The 13,612-nt window shown below is 42.6% G+C and carries 14 protein-coding genes; 8 read left to right on the top strand and 6 right to left on the bottom strand.

Translation table 11 applies throughout. The annotated features are described in order from the left end of the window. Positions 1-336: 336 nt before the first annotated feature. Positions 337-819 (bottom strand): peptide deformylase, encoded by a 483-nt coding sequence (locus BM043_RS10765; protein WP_092791530.1) that lies wholly within the window; start codon positions 817-819, stop codon positions 337-339. Positions 820-1,000: 181 nt separating this feature from the next. On the opposite strand from BM043_RS10765, the gene BM043_RS10760 reads away from it, so the two are divergent. From BM043_RS10760 to BM043_RS10740, 5 genes are all read left to right on the top strand, one after another. After that, on the top strand, positions 1,001-2,143 hold the full coding sequence (locus BM043_RS10760) for a DUF4221 family protein (RefSeq protein WP_177188463.1): 1,143 nt from the start codon (positions 1,001-1,003) through the stop codon (positions 2,141-2,143). 246 nt (positions 2,144-2,389) lie between these two features. Continuing rightward, a complete protein-coding gene (locus BM043_RS10755; RefSeq protein ID WP_092791527.1) occupies positions 2,390-4,300 on the top strand; it encodes an ABC-F family ATP-binding cassette domain-containing protein in 1,911 nt (636 codons plus the stop codon). A 109-nt stretch (positions 4,301-4,409) separates the two neighbouring features. Next, positions 4,410-6,401 (top strand): tetratricopeptide repeat-containing sensor histidine kinase, encoded by a 1,992-nt coding sequence (locus BM043_RS10750; RefSeq protein WP_092791525.1) that lies wholly within the window; start codon positions 4,410-4,412, stop codon positions 6,399-6,401. Beyond that, entirely contained in the window at positions 6,394-7,032 is a 639-nt protein-coding gene (locus BM043_RS10745; protein WP_092791524.1) for a response regulator, read from the top strand. Before BM043_RS10750 ends, BM043_RS10745 begins: the two co-directional genes overlap by 8 nt. 107 nt (positions 7,033-7,139) lie before the next feature. After that, a complete protein-coding gene (locus BM043_RS10740; RefSeq protein WP_092791521.1) occupies positions 7,140-7,415 on the top strand; it encodes a hypothetical protein in 276 nt (91 codons plus the stop codon). Positions 7,416-7,421: 6 nt separating this feature from the next. On the opposite strand, the gene BM043_RS10735 is transcribed toward BM043_RS10740, so the two are convergent. The 4 genes from BM043_RS10735 to BM043_RS10720 all read right to left on the bottom strand — a co-directional run bounded on the left by BM043_RS10735 (position 7,422) and on the right by BM043_RS10720 (position 11,335). After that, complete coding sequence (locus BM043_RS10735; protein ID WP_092791519.1) at positions 7,422-8,291, bottom strand: nucleoside phosphorylase; 870 nt, start codon at positions 8,289-8,291, stop codon at positions 7,422-7,424. Beyond that, positions 8,263-9,267 (bottom strand): oxygen-dependent tRNA uridine(34) hydroxylase TrhO, encoded by a 1,005-nt coding sequence (trhO, locus tag BM043_RS10730; RefSeq protein WP_092791517.1) that lies wholly within the window; start codon positions 9,265-9,267, stop codon positions 8,263-8,265. Before trhO ends, BM043_RS10735 begins: the two co-directional genes overlap by 29 nt. Positions 9,268-9,348: 81 nt before the next feature. Further along, positions 9,349-9,984 (bottom strand): acetyltransferase, encoded by a 636-nt coding sequence (locus BM043_RS10725; protein WP_092791515.1) that lies wholly within the window; start codon positions 9,982-9,984, stop codon positions 9,349-9,351. Between the two features lie 55 nt (positions 9,985-10,039). Next, positions 10,040-11,335, bottom strand: a complete 1,296-nt coding sequence (locus BM043_RS10720; protein WP_092791513.1) for a DUF2851 family protein — start codon at positions 11,333-11,335, stop codon at positions 10,040-10,042. Positions 11,336-11,621: 286 nt separating this feature from the next. Here BM043_RS10720 and BM043_RS10715 point away from each other — a divergent pair, with 286 nt between their 5' ends. Together BM043_RS10715 and BM043_RS10710 are read left to right on the top strand one after the other, a co-directional pair. After that, positions 11,622-11,873 (top strand): prevent-host-death protein, encoded by a 252-nt coding sequence (locus BM043_RS10715; RefSeq protein ID WP_092791511.1) that lies wholly within the window; start codon positions 11,622-11,624, stop codon positions 11,871-11,873. Next, positions 11,870-12,142 (top strand): Txe/YoeB family addiction module toxin, encoded by a 273-nt coding sequence (locus BM043_RS10710; protein WP_092791509.1) that lies wholly within the window; start codon positions 11,870-11,872, stop codon positions 12,140-12,142. The genes BM043_RS10715 and BM043_RS10710 overlap by 4 nt, the downstream gene beginning before the upstream one ends. Positions 12,143-12,344: 202 nt before the next feature. On the opposite strand, the gene pyrF is transcribed toward BM043_RS10710, so the two are convergent. Then, positions 12,345-13,160: an orotidine-5'-phosphate decarboxylase gene (gene pyrF, locus BM043_RS10705; protein ID WP_092791507.1), complete on the bottom strand. Its 816-nt coding sequence runs from the start codon at positions 13,158-13,160 to the stop codon at positions 12,345-12,347. 221 nt (positions 13,161-13,381) lie between these two features. Between pyrF and BM043_RS10700 the strand changes: the two genes are divergently transcribed. Then, positions 13,382-13,612 (top strand): hypothetical protein, encoded by a 231-nt coding sequence (locus tag BM043_RS10700; protein ID WP_092791505.1) that lies wholly within the window; start codon positions 13,382-13,384, stop codon positions 13,610-13,612.

The following is a 13,612-nucleotide window of genomic DNA, read 5'->3' as shown; positions in this document are numbered from 1 at the left end:
TTTTCTGATTATTCGCAATCATGCCAGTTGACATATTTTCTTTGCTTGACCGATTGGAGGACCGATGACCGAAGACCGAAGCTTCCGGGTTCTGATCTATTGGGCTAATGATTGGCCGTATTTTCCTCTTACTGGCAGGAAAGCGGAATACCTAATGAGTTTTATGAATAAGGTCAAAAATGGGGCCATATAAAAAAATAAGATCGCTTCGCAAATAAGAAGATAAGGTAGACAAGGCTTCCCAGATAGGGCAAAACCTTAGAATTAGGCGTTTATCTTGAATAGCATATCTTAGCGACCAAAGGGAGCCCTATCTGCAAGGCTATCTTTCAAATTTTACCTCCACTTAAAACTCTTATCATCCATCGCCCGCATCGTACAAAGCACACCATCGAGATGATCGTATTCATGCTGGATCAGTTCGGAAATTGCTCCATCTACTTTCCAACTTTGTTTTTGCCAGTTTTCATCCCAATATTCCAAAGTCAGACTTTGATGTCTTTCTATTTTGACAAAAAGATGGGGAAAGGACATGCAATCATCCCAGAGTTCGAATTTTTCACTACTTAGATTTTTCAGTTCCGGATTAATTACCACATAGGGCCGGTCGAGATTGAGGTAAAATAGCCGCTTCATAATTCCCAACTGTGGAGCAGCGATTCCCCTTCCAAATCCATAAACCCGGCGGATATCCTCCATCGCCTCATGAAGCTGCTGAGTCCATTCGGAGACTTGGGGAAGTTCAGACTGAAGTACCGGCTCACAAGTTTGATACAATCGGGGGTCGCCGAGCTTGAGGATATCGTGGATGGTTTTCATCAGGGTATATCGGGTAAGATGCTTCGAAGATAATTCGCAATGCCATTTTTTTAAAGTTTTCGACCTAAATGAAAAAAACTTCAAAGGTGATTAGCGAATTATGGTGTCTTGGGAAATCACTGCCAGAAATCAAATCTTCCTATTGAGCCTTTTTTTTACAGACAATTCCTTAGTTTTGAATATGCATTATTTTAGAAATCAAAACCATTATCCATTTCTTCTAATCCTATTCATCGCCTTTGCATGCACGGAACCCTCAAAGCATAGCGAAAGCAGTAAGCTCGAAGCCAGCGGAGAAATCCTCCGCATCCCCATTGACAGCATCACCGCCAATATCAGTACCGGCTTAATCCGCTACGAAGACTATTTGGTCAATGTCAACTGGAATTCCAATGCGCTGCAGTTTTATGATTTGAACACAAAAGAACTTCACAAAGAAATCACCTATCAGCAAGAAGGCCCGCAGGGAGTGGGAAGCATTTTAGGTATTCACATTCAAAACTTAGATAGTATTCTTCTTTTTACTCAAACCGTTCCAGTCATCACGCTAACTGACACTACCGGCCTAGTTAAAAACCGCATCAAATACGAAAACCCGGAGGGCCACACCAATGCCTTTGTACACAATGCCTATTTTGGGAGTGCTCCCCGGTTAATCAATAATCAACTTTGGGCCAAAACTCACATTCCTGTCCAATATTCCAAGATGACGGCTGACTTGATGAAAAAATCAGTGATGGGATACAGAATCGATCTGGAAAGTGGAAGCAGTTCTAAAACTGGTCTCAATTATCCAGATGATTATTTAGACAGGGGGCTTAAGTTTTATGAACCTAGCCTGGTTTTTCAGCCCGACTTTACGGTATATTCTTTATTTGGAGATCATCGCCTCTTTAAGCAAAACCAGGACGGAAGCTTGGAAACCTTCGAGGGTCAAAGCGAATATTTGGATGAATCCTTACCGCTTTTTCCTGTGGATGGCGAACGCTTTGACACCCAAAAGTACCTCACTGCTTCCTCCCGTTACGAGACGTTGCTGTTTGATGAATATCGGGAAGTGTACTATCGATTTGCCTATCCTACGCTGCAAATTGAAAAAGAAGAAGATTTGATGCCTTTGCGGGAAAACCCCGGACCTTTTGTCATTCAGGTATTTGACGAGGATCTCACCTTGATCACCGAAAGCTATTTCGAAGGGGGAATCTATTTCCCAAACAATCACTTTATCACCGAAAAAGGGCTCTATCTCTCCGCCAACAATCCCGAAAATCCAGAGGCCGAGGAGGATGCTTTTCGATTTGAGTTGATCGAATTAAAAGATTGAAATCATAGGATTCGGCTTAATACCTCTGAATTTTCTTTAAAATACGGCTCAATTTGCGTCAAGAATGAGCCGTATTTCCAAGCATTTTGAGCCGAATCCCCTATTTCCATACTATTACCCGACAAAAGATAGTATATTTCTATCGTCCTTCCATTGTATTTCTCCTTCCTTTAAAGGATCTATTTCTACCGTATTTCAATTGTATTTCTACCTTATTTCCACAGGATTTTCCCGTACTTTTGCGCCATGAATTACCTTTCGGTTGAGAATCTCAGTAAAGCATTCGGCGAACGCAAGCTTTTTTCCAATATTTCCTTCGGCATTTCCCAAGGTCAAAAAATAGCCCTAGTCGGCATCAACGGTGCCGGAAAATCAACGCTCATGAAAATCATCATGGGCCAAGAGATCCCCGACAGTGGGGAAGTTGCGCTAAATAATGCGGTCAAAATCGCCTATGTGCACCAAAATCCCGTTTTTGACTCCAACCTGAGCATCTATCAGACGATTTTTGATCAGAGCAATTCGGAGGTGCTTCGGGTTATTGAAGACTATCACAAAGCCATGCTGGACTCCGAGCGAGGCATCGACAATTCGGACAAAATGTCCAAACTCTTCGAGCAAATGGACGCCTTACAGGCTTGGGACTTTGAATATCAAGTGAAAGAAGTATTGGGAAAACTAGGCCTTCACGATACCGATTTACCAGTTGGCAATCTTTCCGGAGGTCAGCGAAAGCGGGTAGCCTTGGCCAAAGCTATTTTGGAAAAACCTGATCTTCTCCTACTCGACGAGCCAACCAACCATCTCGATTTGGAAACTATAGAATGGCTGGAAGATTATTTAGCTAAAGCCAATCTCGCACTTTTTATGGTGACGCACGACCGCTATTTTTTAGAAAAAGTCACCAATGAAATCCTCGAACTCGATCAAGGCAAAATCCACCGCTATCAAGGGAATTACGGCTATTTTCTGGATAAAAAAGCTGAACGGATGCAGATCGAGGATATTGAAATCGAGAAAGCCAAAAGCCTTTACAAAAAAGAACTGGACTGGATCCGTCGCCAACCCAAAGCACGAGGAACCAAAGCAAAATATCGGGTGGATGCTTTCGAGGAAACCAAGGAAAAGGCCTTTACCAAGCGGGAGGAACGGGATATTGAATTGTCTGTCTCGACTCAGCGACTAGGAAACAAGATTCTGGAAATCGAAAAAATCTCCAAATCATACGATGATAAAATCCTGATCAAGGATTTCTCCTACATATTCAAAAAGAAAGACCGGATAGGAATCATCGGGCCCAATGGAGCAGGAAAGACGACTTTTTTGAAAATGATTACCGGACTTGTTGAACCTGATCAAGGAAAGGCCACAAAAGGTCAAACCACCGTTTTCGGATATTACAGACAGGAGGAAGATCGCTTTGACGAAGAGAAGCGTCTGATCGATGTGGTAAAGGAAATAGCCGAGGTAGTTACGCTCAACAAAGGACAAACGATCACAGTCGGGCAATTCCTCAATCAATTTGGCTTTCCTCCAAAGCAGCAATTCACGCCCATTGGAAAAATGAGCGGAGGCGAACGCCGTCGATTACAATTACTCATGGTCCTGATCAAGAATCCCAACTTCCTGATTCTCGATGAACCGACCAATGACTTGGACTTGATGACGCTAAATATCCTGGAGGAATTTTTGGATACTTTTCCGGGTTGTCTGATCATCGTATCGCACGATCGATACTTTATGGATCGCTTGGTAGAGCATTTGTTTGTCTTTGAGGGTGAAGGAGCGATTAAGGACTTTCCTGGGAATTACACCGACTACCGAGAGTATCTAGAATCAAGTAGCAAGAGCTTAGATCCTAAAATCGAGAAATCAGAACCAAGAAGCGAGAAACAAGAAAAAGTTACCCAAAAATCAGAAGAACAACCCAGGCTAAAGGCCAGCTACAAGCAAAAACAGGAATTCCAGAAAACCAATGAATCCATCGCCAAACTGGAAACGGAAAAGGAGGACATTACTGAAAAAATCTCCGGTGGTATAAATGATCATGAGGAGCTTTTGAAGCTATCCAACCGAATTGCCGAAATCGATCGTGAGTTGGAGGAATTAGAAATGACTTGGTTGGAACTGAGCGAGCTCGATGGCATAGAGAGTTGATATTCTCTTCCTTCAGGCCATCACTTCAAATTCACCATTTAGCATTTTTTTTAATCCCCTTAATAGAAGAAATAGCAAATTGTGCGGTTTACGTTTGTATATTTCGACTATGAGTAGTCGCTTTTTTTTGATTTTTCTTTCTCCCATTTTGCTCCTATCTGCTTCAATCGGCGTCGTCCAGACTGCGGAAGATAGCCTCGCTTTTGCAACAGAGGAAGAGTTGCAACAGCTGTTGGAGGATGAACAAATCTCACCCGAGGATCAGGAAAAGGTGTATTTTGAATTGTTTGATCGATTCAGAAACGAAAAACGGATTGACGAGTGGGCAGACCTTGCTGCACGGTATTTTCACCATCCCATTACCCGTCAAGGTATCAATGAGGAAAAATTGGACGTTTTGCAGGAAGTCCTCCCTTTTGAATCAGAAATTAAGGACAGCAAAATCCGTGGAAATCTCCATTTGAAAACCGGCGGGGCCTGGTTTAATCTTCAGCAATTTGACTCGGCCATAGTCGCTTATTCCGATGCGATCAGCAGTTTTGGGAGCAATGACTCTATTTTAATAGCCGATTCGTACTTTTTTCGGGGACAGGCGGAGGATTACCGGGGAAGCATGCTTCGGGCGATGGAAAATTATCAGCAAGCCCGAGATATTTATGAAGCACTCGGTGACAGCGAATATGTAAATTATGTCAATGGAGGAATTGCCATCCTGTATAGCAAATTCGGAATCTATGAAGAATCCCAAAAAATCAGAATGCAACTCATCGAAGATGCAAAGGAAAAAGGGCTGGTTACCGACCACCGGATTCAGCTGTATAATATGGCAGAAACCTATAGAAAACAGGGTCTAAAAGCTGCGCAACTCCAAGCTTTAAAAAACGCAGAAAGCCTTCTTGAAAAAGAACCTCAAGATCCTTATTTGGAAACCATGCTTTACCTTTCCCTTTCCAAATATTACGGGGATGCGGACGAGCCCGAACTCCAAAACACCTACTTTGAACTGGCAGAGGAAAAGCGAAAAACCGATCCTCGGATCAGTGATGAAAACGGGGCTTATCTGATTGCCAAGTCTCAACTATTACTCGATCAGGGTCAATTTCGAGAAGCCAGGGATATCGCTACCCAACTAATGGAAATCGCCAAGGTCAAGGAAAACATGGATCATCTCCTAAATGCCTACAGACTGATCGTCCAAAGCTCAGAAAACCTCGGAGATTATTCACGTGCCTTTGATGCGAGTGAAAATTTGATGCAATACAAAGATTCTATTTTTACGGTGAATCAGGCTCAATCCTTTGCTTTTTACCAAACTCGCTACGAGACAGAAAAAAAAGAACGGGAAATCCTCAGAAAATCAGTAGAACTCGAAGAAACCAAAACTGCTTCAAGGCAACGAACCCAGATCATGCTGGGAGTCATCTCATTTTTGATCATTTTGGCAGTTATGTTATTTCTCACCACTCGGCTGAGACATTTGCGCAAGCAAAAACTCCTCGAGCAGGAATATGCCCAGCAGCTGCTCAAAATCCAAGAAGAAGAACGGAAACGTATCTCCAAGGACCTCCACGATGGCTTGGGCCAAAGCCTACTTTTGATCAAAAACAAAGTTGCCCTGAATCAATCCCAAAATGCAGGTGAAATGCTCGATACTGCGATCAGTGAGCTTCGTGCCATCGCACGTTCCCTACATCCCATGCAGCTGGAGAAGTTGGGCCTAGCCAAAGCGCTGGAGCAAATGCTGGATCAGATCGACCGGGAAACCGATCTATTTGTGAGTTCGGAAATCGAAGATATTTCCAATGCCCTCAGCAAAGAAAAAGAGCTCCAACTCTATCGCATTGCACAGGAATCAATCAATAATATTCTAAAACATGCTCAAGCGGATGCCATCCGAATGATACTCCGAAAGGAAGGCAACCGTATCTTTATGAGTATTGAAGACAATGGGATTGGATTTGATTTTTCTGAGAAATACCAAGACTTCCAAAGTCTGGGACTGAAGACCTTAAAGGAACGAACAGCAGCTATTCAAGGCACAATGAAAGTAAGTAGTGAAAAAGGAAGTGGGGCAAAATTGAGCTTTATTGTAAATGTCTAAGCAAAAACCAACCGTAATTATTGCCGATGACCATCCCATTTTGCTGAAGGGTCTGGGAGACCTTTTGCGGGATATGGATCTAGATGTCATCGCAGAATGCCCCAACGGGGGAAAAGCCATCACGGCTATTCGAACTCATCTTCCCGAGTTGGCCATATTGGACCTGGAAATGCCAGAATTAACTGGGCTTGAAGTAGCCAAAATTTGCCAATCAGAAAATATTGCAACCAAGATTATCCTACTCACACTTCATAAGGAGCTCTACCTCTATCATCAAGCCAAAGAACTCAATCTATCCGGCTATATATTAAAGGAATTTGCCTTAAATGATCTCTCTATTGCTATCCATCAGGTACTCGGGGGGAAACAATTTTTTAGTGAAAAAATCTTTGATGAAGCTGGAGAAATATCTTCTCAACCATCCGATGAAAACTTGCTCACTCCCTCCGAAAAGAAGATTTTGAGACTGATAGCATCCGGCAAAGCCTCCAAAGATATCGCCAAAAAACTCTTCATATCCGAACGCACAGTAGAAAAACACCGCTCCAATATGATCGCAAAGCTGAAGCTCGAAAAGAAGCACAATGCGCTTTTGCTTTGGGCTCAAAAGAACCGAGACATTATCGATTGATTTCCATTTTTTTGAATTTGAAAGAGAAAAATACGTGTTTCTACGTATTGCCCAGTCTCCGATCTGTGGATACTTTTACCCTATAAATCATTCAAAAACTTTTTCTTATGAAAATATCAAGTGCAATAGGCGAATTTAAAATTATCCAAACGCTCAAAAACAGAGATGAACTGTTGATTTTGGGTAGCTGGAAAGACCTGGTCAAATTATTTGACAGCAGCAGGACTTTTTTGGTCAATAAAAGCGAAGGATTATTCGGAATCTACCTCTGCAAGCAAGAGTGCGCGGAGTTTTTGACCAATATCCTTAAAAACATTGACTACCACGAATGGGAGGACTTCCGAATGGAATCTGTCTTCAAAGAAAATCGATATTTAGCGTAAGGGTGATCAATTTTTAGCAACGAAACACTCCAAAGCTGCGCGGATCAGGCTATCCACGGTTTTTTCAGCTTTTTTATCAAACTTTTTCAAAGGTCGATTAGCCACAATCGCATTCAAGCTCAGCATTTGATGTCCGAGCAATTCCCCCAAAGCATAATATCCGGCCGTCTCCATTTCAAAATTGGTGAGCCTCCCCGATGGACTTTCAATGGCCGCCAAACGCTCGATCATTTGATCAAATTTTGGCTTTAGCCGTACTTCCCTACCCTGTGGTGCATAAAATCCCGGACAAGTCAGGGTATTTCCTTTCAAAAATCGCTCATCCAATTGACTCAATAATTCCCTAGAAGCGGCAGCCTGATACGGACCGAAAGTCAAACCCAGCTCTTTCTTCACCGCCTGGGCTAAATCGGACTCTCCCTCAAGCGAGGGATAAAACTCCATCAAGGTATCCAAACCGACCCCAACAGCCGATCCCAAAAATGATCCTACGGGAATATCTTCCTGCATACTACCAGAAGTTCCCAATCGGATAATTTTCAGACTGCTTTTATCTTTCTTGATTTGTCGAGTTTCCAGGTCCACATTGACCAAAGCATCGAGCTCGGTCATCAGGATTTCGATATTATCCGTGCCCATCCCTGTACTCATCACGGTGACTCGCTGTCCACGAAGCCATCCCGTGTGGGTGACAAACTCCCGCTTTTGCATCTTGATCTCTATCTCATCAAAATGGCGCGAAACCATGGCCACCCGATCTGGATCACCTACGGTAAAAACAAGTGAAGCCAGATGCTCTGGCTTCAGATGTAAATGATAAATACTACCATCGGAATTGATAATCAACTCAGACGCAGGAATGATTGGATTCTCCATGGAGTTTTTGGATCTGTTCTTTGTTTGGTTTTCGTTGCAAACCTTTGTAGGGATTGTATCCGTTGGTCTTCTTTTGGTAATACCCCGTGCCGTCGTAAGGTCTTTTTTCAGGGTTTTCCTTGCATTCTATGGAGCAGGCACCTTCCATTTCCCAACCGCATTTTTCGCAAATAGGGACATGAATGTTACACGTAGGATTGGCACAGTTGACCATTCGATCTGAAGGAGTGTCGCAAATATGACATCGAGAAACGATGGTCGGGTTTACTTTATTCACCTCGACCGCGATTCGATTGTCAAAGACGTAGCATTTACCTTCAAAATCTTCGCCTCCCGCTTCCATTCCGTATTTGATAATGCCGCCGTGAAGCTGATATACATCCTCAAAGCCTTGCTCCAATAAAAAAGCAGAGGCTTTTTCACATTTGATTCCGCCGGTGCAATAGGTGAGCACCTTCTTATTTTTCAAATGCTCCAGTTCTTTGACTTTCTCCGGAAAGTCTCTGAAATTATCAATATCCAGCGTCAATGCATTTTTGAACCGACCGAGTTCGTGCTCATAATTAGAGCGAACGTCAAGAATGACGACATCCTCTTGATCTTTTAGCTTTTTGAATTCCTCGGGTTCCAAATGCTTACCTGTTTTGACATTGGGGTCGAGATGTCTCAGTGAAGAATGCACGATCTCGGGCTTGTAACGCACATGAATTTTGGTGAAGGCATGAGCTTCATGCGAATCAATCTTAAACTCAGTCTTTGCAAATCGCGGATCGGCATGAATGTAGTCCATGTACTTTTGGCAGTCTTCCCTCAGACCGGAAACAGTTCCATTTAAGCCTTCGTCCGAAATGATGATTCTTCCCCGGATGTTGTTTTCCACACAGAAAAGATGGTGCTGCTCTCTGTACTCTTCGGGGTTATCGATTTTTGCGTAGCAATAGTACAGGAGGATTTGGTAATCTTTGTTTTGTTCCATAACTGAGGCCCTGTTTCGGCAGGGTGTTAGAGGATTTTCGATATTCGAATTTTGATTTACGCGTTTATTTTCAATACATCATTACTTTACTTTCGCAGCAGGATTTCCGAATACCGTTTCATTCGCTCCTACAGAGGAAATCACCACAGAACCGGCGCCGATTCGGGCATTCTTCCCAATGGTCAAGCCAGATACGATCGTAACTCCCGAACCGATAAAGGCTCCTTCCTCCACGGTCACTTCTGCATTGATTATCGTTCCTGCACCGACCTGTACAAAATCTCCCAACTTCGCTTTATGATCGACAATCGCTCCGGTATTTAGAATACAATGATGTCCGATCTCAGCAGCCGCTCCAATCGTGACTTGAGCATTGAGAAAATTACCATGTCCCAGGTGCGCATCGGTGGAGATGTATGCGGATTGATGAATCGCATTGATCGGCTGAACTTTTCTCCGTTCATTGAGCATCTCAACTAGAAACTTCCGGTATTTATTGTCATCAACGGCCACGAAGGCCTCGGTTTTTTTTCCGATCAACTTGAGAAATCCGTCGTCCTCGGGATGTCCCAACACTGAAATCGTATTGATTTCAGTTCCGTGAAGACTTTCATCCTCTTCCAAAAAGCCATAAACGATGACTTGGTTGCTATTGAAAATCTCCAAAGCGGGATGGGCAATTCCCTTTGCGCCCAAAATAATAACTGGTTTGTCCATAATGAATCTGAATTCAGTCCGCAAAATTACGGGAATTCACGGGCTTAGCCAAAAATCATTTGCTCTCGGACTTAATCAAACTTTGAGCGATTTTGCATTGCATGCATTTTTTGGGCTGGCAGTAGCTTTTAAACAAACCGATCATTCCCTGACTATCGAAACTGTTTTGCGCTTTCCAGCTGTGGTCAGAAAATTTCCGAATAATAAAATTATTCTCTGCATTGATCTCTTGAAGCAGGTCAAAACAGCGCTCCTGCCAATCTGGATTTTGGAAATAGCGTCCATAGGCAAACCAAATCGGGATGACAAAATTGATGATCAGTAACTGCAAAACTGTACTAGAAATGCCTTTAGAAGCCATTTTTGAGGAGTTTTGTCCAAAAGAATAATGGTACAGCCAGTAATCGGAAGGCTTGACTTGAAGAAGGTTTTTGAATCCCGAAAAATCACGATTATCCTCTAAAATTGCCTGCAATAAATTGGGTGCTTGAGCCAGAATAGCCGCAAGCTGTGCAATCCGAAGGGTGGGAAAATTACTCGGTCGCGCACCCATAAAATTCCAATGCTGTCGGGTCAAATCATTTTCCCAGGAGAATTTTCTCTGATAAAAATCATACTCCCGAATCAAATGTTGCACATAAGGTTCCTCTGAATTCATCGGTAATAATCCAGCTCTTCCAAAAAGGTTCGCCTCCAATACCGGCAGCTGATTTCGATGCTTTTGTAATATTTTGTAGGGAACTCGGCTCGCCAGTTCGGACATAGGAATGGCGTTGATTTTAAATCCAAAACATTGAAATAGCCAGCGATAAGCCGTCTCCTCCCAATCCCCCTTGGTCTCCTCGAGAATCTTCAAAATATGCTGCGATTTCTCCTGAAGCCGCTCTACCAGGGACTTTTCCAACGCAGAAAACCGAATGATCTCCGGCACCTTCTCCAATACATGTGCACAGGGCAAATCCTGATTAAAGTCTAGCGTCCGTTCGTAATTACGCCAGATTTCAAGGAAAATTTTCCCATCCAGCTCCAGTGTAGGCATGGCCGTGCCATCGTTTCTTTTCACCAGTTGGTCATTTTTCCAAACCACATGAAGAATCACCGAATTGTAGGCGGGATCGCCTCCATGAGCATGCTGTTTCCATTCTGAGGCCAATCGATGCACTTCTACATGACCATGAAACGTCACTCCATCTAGGGCAATCGTGGAGTCCTTAAAATCCGGCCCTTCGGTTTGATTATGAAACCCTACATTCAAAATCTGTATTTCCTGCCCATCGACAGTTTGGAGATTTTTGCGGTCAAAATATTGATACTTCCAGACGAGCTGTAAAAAGTCTTCTCTGAAATTCATCGGCTTTACGGTTTACTCCTTGACTACTAAAAGCTTATGAATTTAAGAAATTCTTTAAAAGAAGGCAAATGGATCTCCCTATGAGTTCAAAATTCTTTGTCTTTGGAAGAGTTTTTCCTTAAAAACGTTGAGAAAGAAACTCTCATCTGGATACTAGAAATTAGCACCAAATTGAGAACAGGTTTTTATCCTTTGTTTTCCTCCAAATTCCAAATGAATGGGATAGATGATATCTAAACTTTTTTCTTAATTTTGATGTACCAAAAAGGTACACAAATTCAAAATTATGTTAGTGATCAGCTCAAAGGAATTCAGAGATAATCAGAAAAAATATTTTGACCTAGTAGATCAGAATCAACAAGTTATTGTTCAAAGGGGAAAAAATAGATCTTATGCTTTAGTGCCTATCCATGAGCAAGATCGTTTTTTTCTGGATCCAAAAGTAATTGAAGAAGTACGTGAGGGAATTGAAGAATATAAATCAGGAAAGACGACAAAAGTAGAAAAAAATGATTTAGACCAACTGTTAGGATTATGACTTATGAGTTAGTTTTTACTCCAAAAGCGCTCAATGGAATAGAAAAACTAAAACAATCTGGAAGTAAACCACTGTTGAAGAAATTAAAGAGACTTTTGAGTGAATTAAGTGAACACCCCTTTTCCGGCACTGGCCAACCTGAACAATTGAAACATAATCTTGCTGGCTTTTGGTCAAGAAGATTGAATAGGGAACACCGAATAGTTTACGCTATTGATCAAGATATCGTCACGGTAACCGTGATATCCGTGATTGGACATTACAAATAAAACTAATCACTGGTTCCTGTGCCGCTGTGAGTTCTTGCCTTATCCGAAGAAAGGTCACCACTCACTGCCTATTATAAAGAATCGAAATTTAGGATTACGAATCATCCAGTCCGCTCCTTGAAAAACGTGAGTGATGACACTCACGTAGCCAAAAAAAAACCACTCCATGGGAACTTAGCCATTGGAGGATATGGGACATCATTTACAAATACTTCTCCAACAAGTCCTTCATTTCCAGTTGTAGTTTTTCTGCTTCCCGCCTTGCGGCCTGAGCAAAGTCCTTCTCCGAGGAGGCATAAATGATTCCACGGCTCGAATTGACCAAAAGTCCACAGGAGGAATTCATTCCAAACTGGGCTACTTCTGACAAACTGCCTCCCTGCACGCCAACCCCCGGCACCAAAAAGAAATGATCGGGAGCCAATACTCTCACCTTCCCAATAAGTTCTCCTCGAGTCGCGCCGACGACGTACATCAGATTTTCAGGACTGCCCCATTCTTGACTCTTTTCCAACACAGATTGATAAAGCGGCTTTCCGGCTTTGTCCTCGATCAATTGAAAATCCATTGAACCGGGATTGGAAGTCAGGGCCAGCAGAATAACCCATTTGTTATCGAATTCCAAAAAGGGAGAAACCGAATCCTTACCCATGTAAGGAGCCACTGTCACCGAGTCAAAATTCATGGACTCAAAAAATGCTTTTGCGTAGAGTTTGGAGGTATTTCCGATATCTCCTCGCTTGGCGTCTGCAATAGTGAAAATATCCTTGGGAATAAATTCAGCTACTTTCGCCAAGGTCTCCCAACCCTTTGCTCCCAAAGCTTCAAAAAAGGCTATGTTAGGTTTGTATGCTACTGCAAAATCTGCAGTTTCTTCAATAATGGCTTTGCAAAAGCTAAAAATCGGGTCCGGTTCGGAAAGCAGATGCCGAGGAATCTTCTCCAAATCCGGGTCAAGACCTACACAGAGAAAGGAAGATTTTTGCTGGATTTGGGAGAAAAGCTCGGATCGGGTCATGGGAAGTTTTGGGGGTTTTGGCAAAAATACAGAATCCAAGCGAGTTCGAAAACCCCTGAAAAATACCCAGTACTGGGTATTGTTTTTTAAAAATATTCTTTTTCTCAGAAAATAATTTTGCGAATAATAATAATATGTTGTGTTGTCTTTAGTTCTCAGGAAAGTCCTAAGGATGAGAGATAACCTTGGCCAGGGTTTTTTAACATTTATCTTAAAACAATATGAAGAAGCTAAGTTTAATTTTTGCGTTTGGATTTTTAGGTTCACTCGCAACCGTCTCAGGACAATCCTGCGACATTAGGCCAGAAACTGGTAAAACCTACGTCGCAGGATTCTGCTTCGAATTGACCAATACCTGCTTTGAACTTGGGCCCCCAGAACCTGGGGAACAGCCTTTAATTGGAGATTGTTTTGTGGCTAAGGCTGAGGAAACTGATCCAGGCATAGGTTAA

The sequence above is a fragment of the Algoriphagus hitonicola genome (assembly GCF_900113375.1).
GTDB classification, from domain to species: Bacteria; Bacteroidota; Bacteroidia; order Cytophagales; family Cyclobacteriaceae; genus Algoriphagus; species Algoriphagus hitonicola.
This window is presented reverse-complemented; position numbering and strand designations above follow the sequence as displayed.

Excerpts from the sequence above, each read along its gene's own strand:
- BM043_RS10745 (WP_092791524.1), top strand. The coding sequence starts at position 6,394 with ATGTCTAAGCAAAAACCAACCGTAATTATTGCCGATGACCATCCCATT.
- BM043_RS10740 (WP_092791521.1), top strand. The coding sequence starts at position 7,140 with ATGAAAATATCAAGTGCAATAGGCGAATTTAAAATTATCCAAACGCTC.
- BM043_RS10735 (WP_092791519.1), bottom strand. The coding sequence starts at position 8,291 with ATGGAGAATCCAATCATTCCTGCGTCTGAGTTGATTATCAATTCCGAT.
- trhO (WP_092791517.1), bottom strand. The coding sequence starts at position 9,267 with ATGGAACAAAACAAAGATTACCAAATCCTCCTGTACTATTGCTACGCA.
- BM043_RS10760 (WP_177188463.1), top strand. The coding sequence starts at position 1,001 with ATGCATTATTTTAGAAATCAAAACCATTATCCATTTCTTCTAATCCTA.
- BM043_RS10720 (WP_092791513.1), bottom strand. The coding sequence starts at position 11,335 with ATGAATTTCAGAGAAGACTTTTTACAGCTCGTCTGGAAGTATCAATAT.
- BM043_RS10765 (WP_092791530.1), bottom strand. The coding sequence starts at position 819 with ATGAAAACCATCCACGATATCCTCAAGCTCGGCGACCCCCGATTGTAT.
- BM043_RS10700 (WP_092791505.1), top strand. The coding sequence starts at position 13,382 with ATGAAGAAGCTAAGTTTAATTTTTGCGTTTGGATTTTTAGGTTCACTC.
- BM043_RS10755 (WP_092791527.1), top strand. The coding sequence starts at position 2,390 with ATGAATTACCTTTCGGTTGAGAATCTCAGTAAAGCATTCGGCGAACGC.
- pyrF (WP_092791507.1), bottom strand. The coding sequence starts at position 13,160 with ATGACCCGATCCGAGCTTTTCTCCCAAATCCAGCAAAAATCTTCCTTT.
- BM043_RS10715 (WP_092791511.1), top strand. The coding sequence starts at position 11,622 with ATGTTAGTGATCAGCTCAAAGGAATTCAGAGATAATCAGAAAAAATAT.
- BM043_RS10725 (WP_092791515.1), bottom strand. The coding sequence starts at position 9,984 with ATGGACAAACCAGTTATTATTTTGGGCGCAAAGGGAATTGCCCATCCC.
- BM043_RS10710 (WP_092791509.1), top strand. The coding sequence starts at position 11,870 with ATGACTTATGAGTTAGTTTTTACTCCAAAAGCGCTCAATGGAATAGAA.
- BM043_RS10750 (WP_092791525.1), top strand. The coding sequence starts at position 4,410 with ATGAGTAGTCGCTTTTTTTTGATTTTTCTTTCTCCCATTTTGCTCCTA.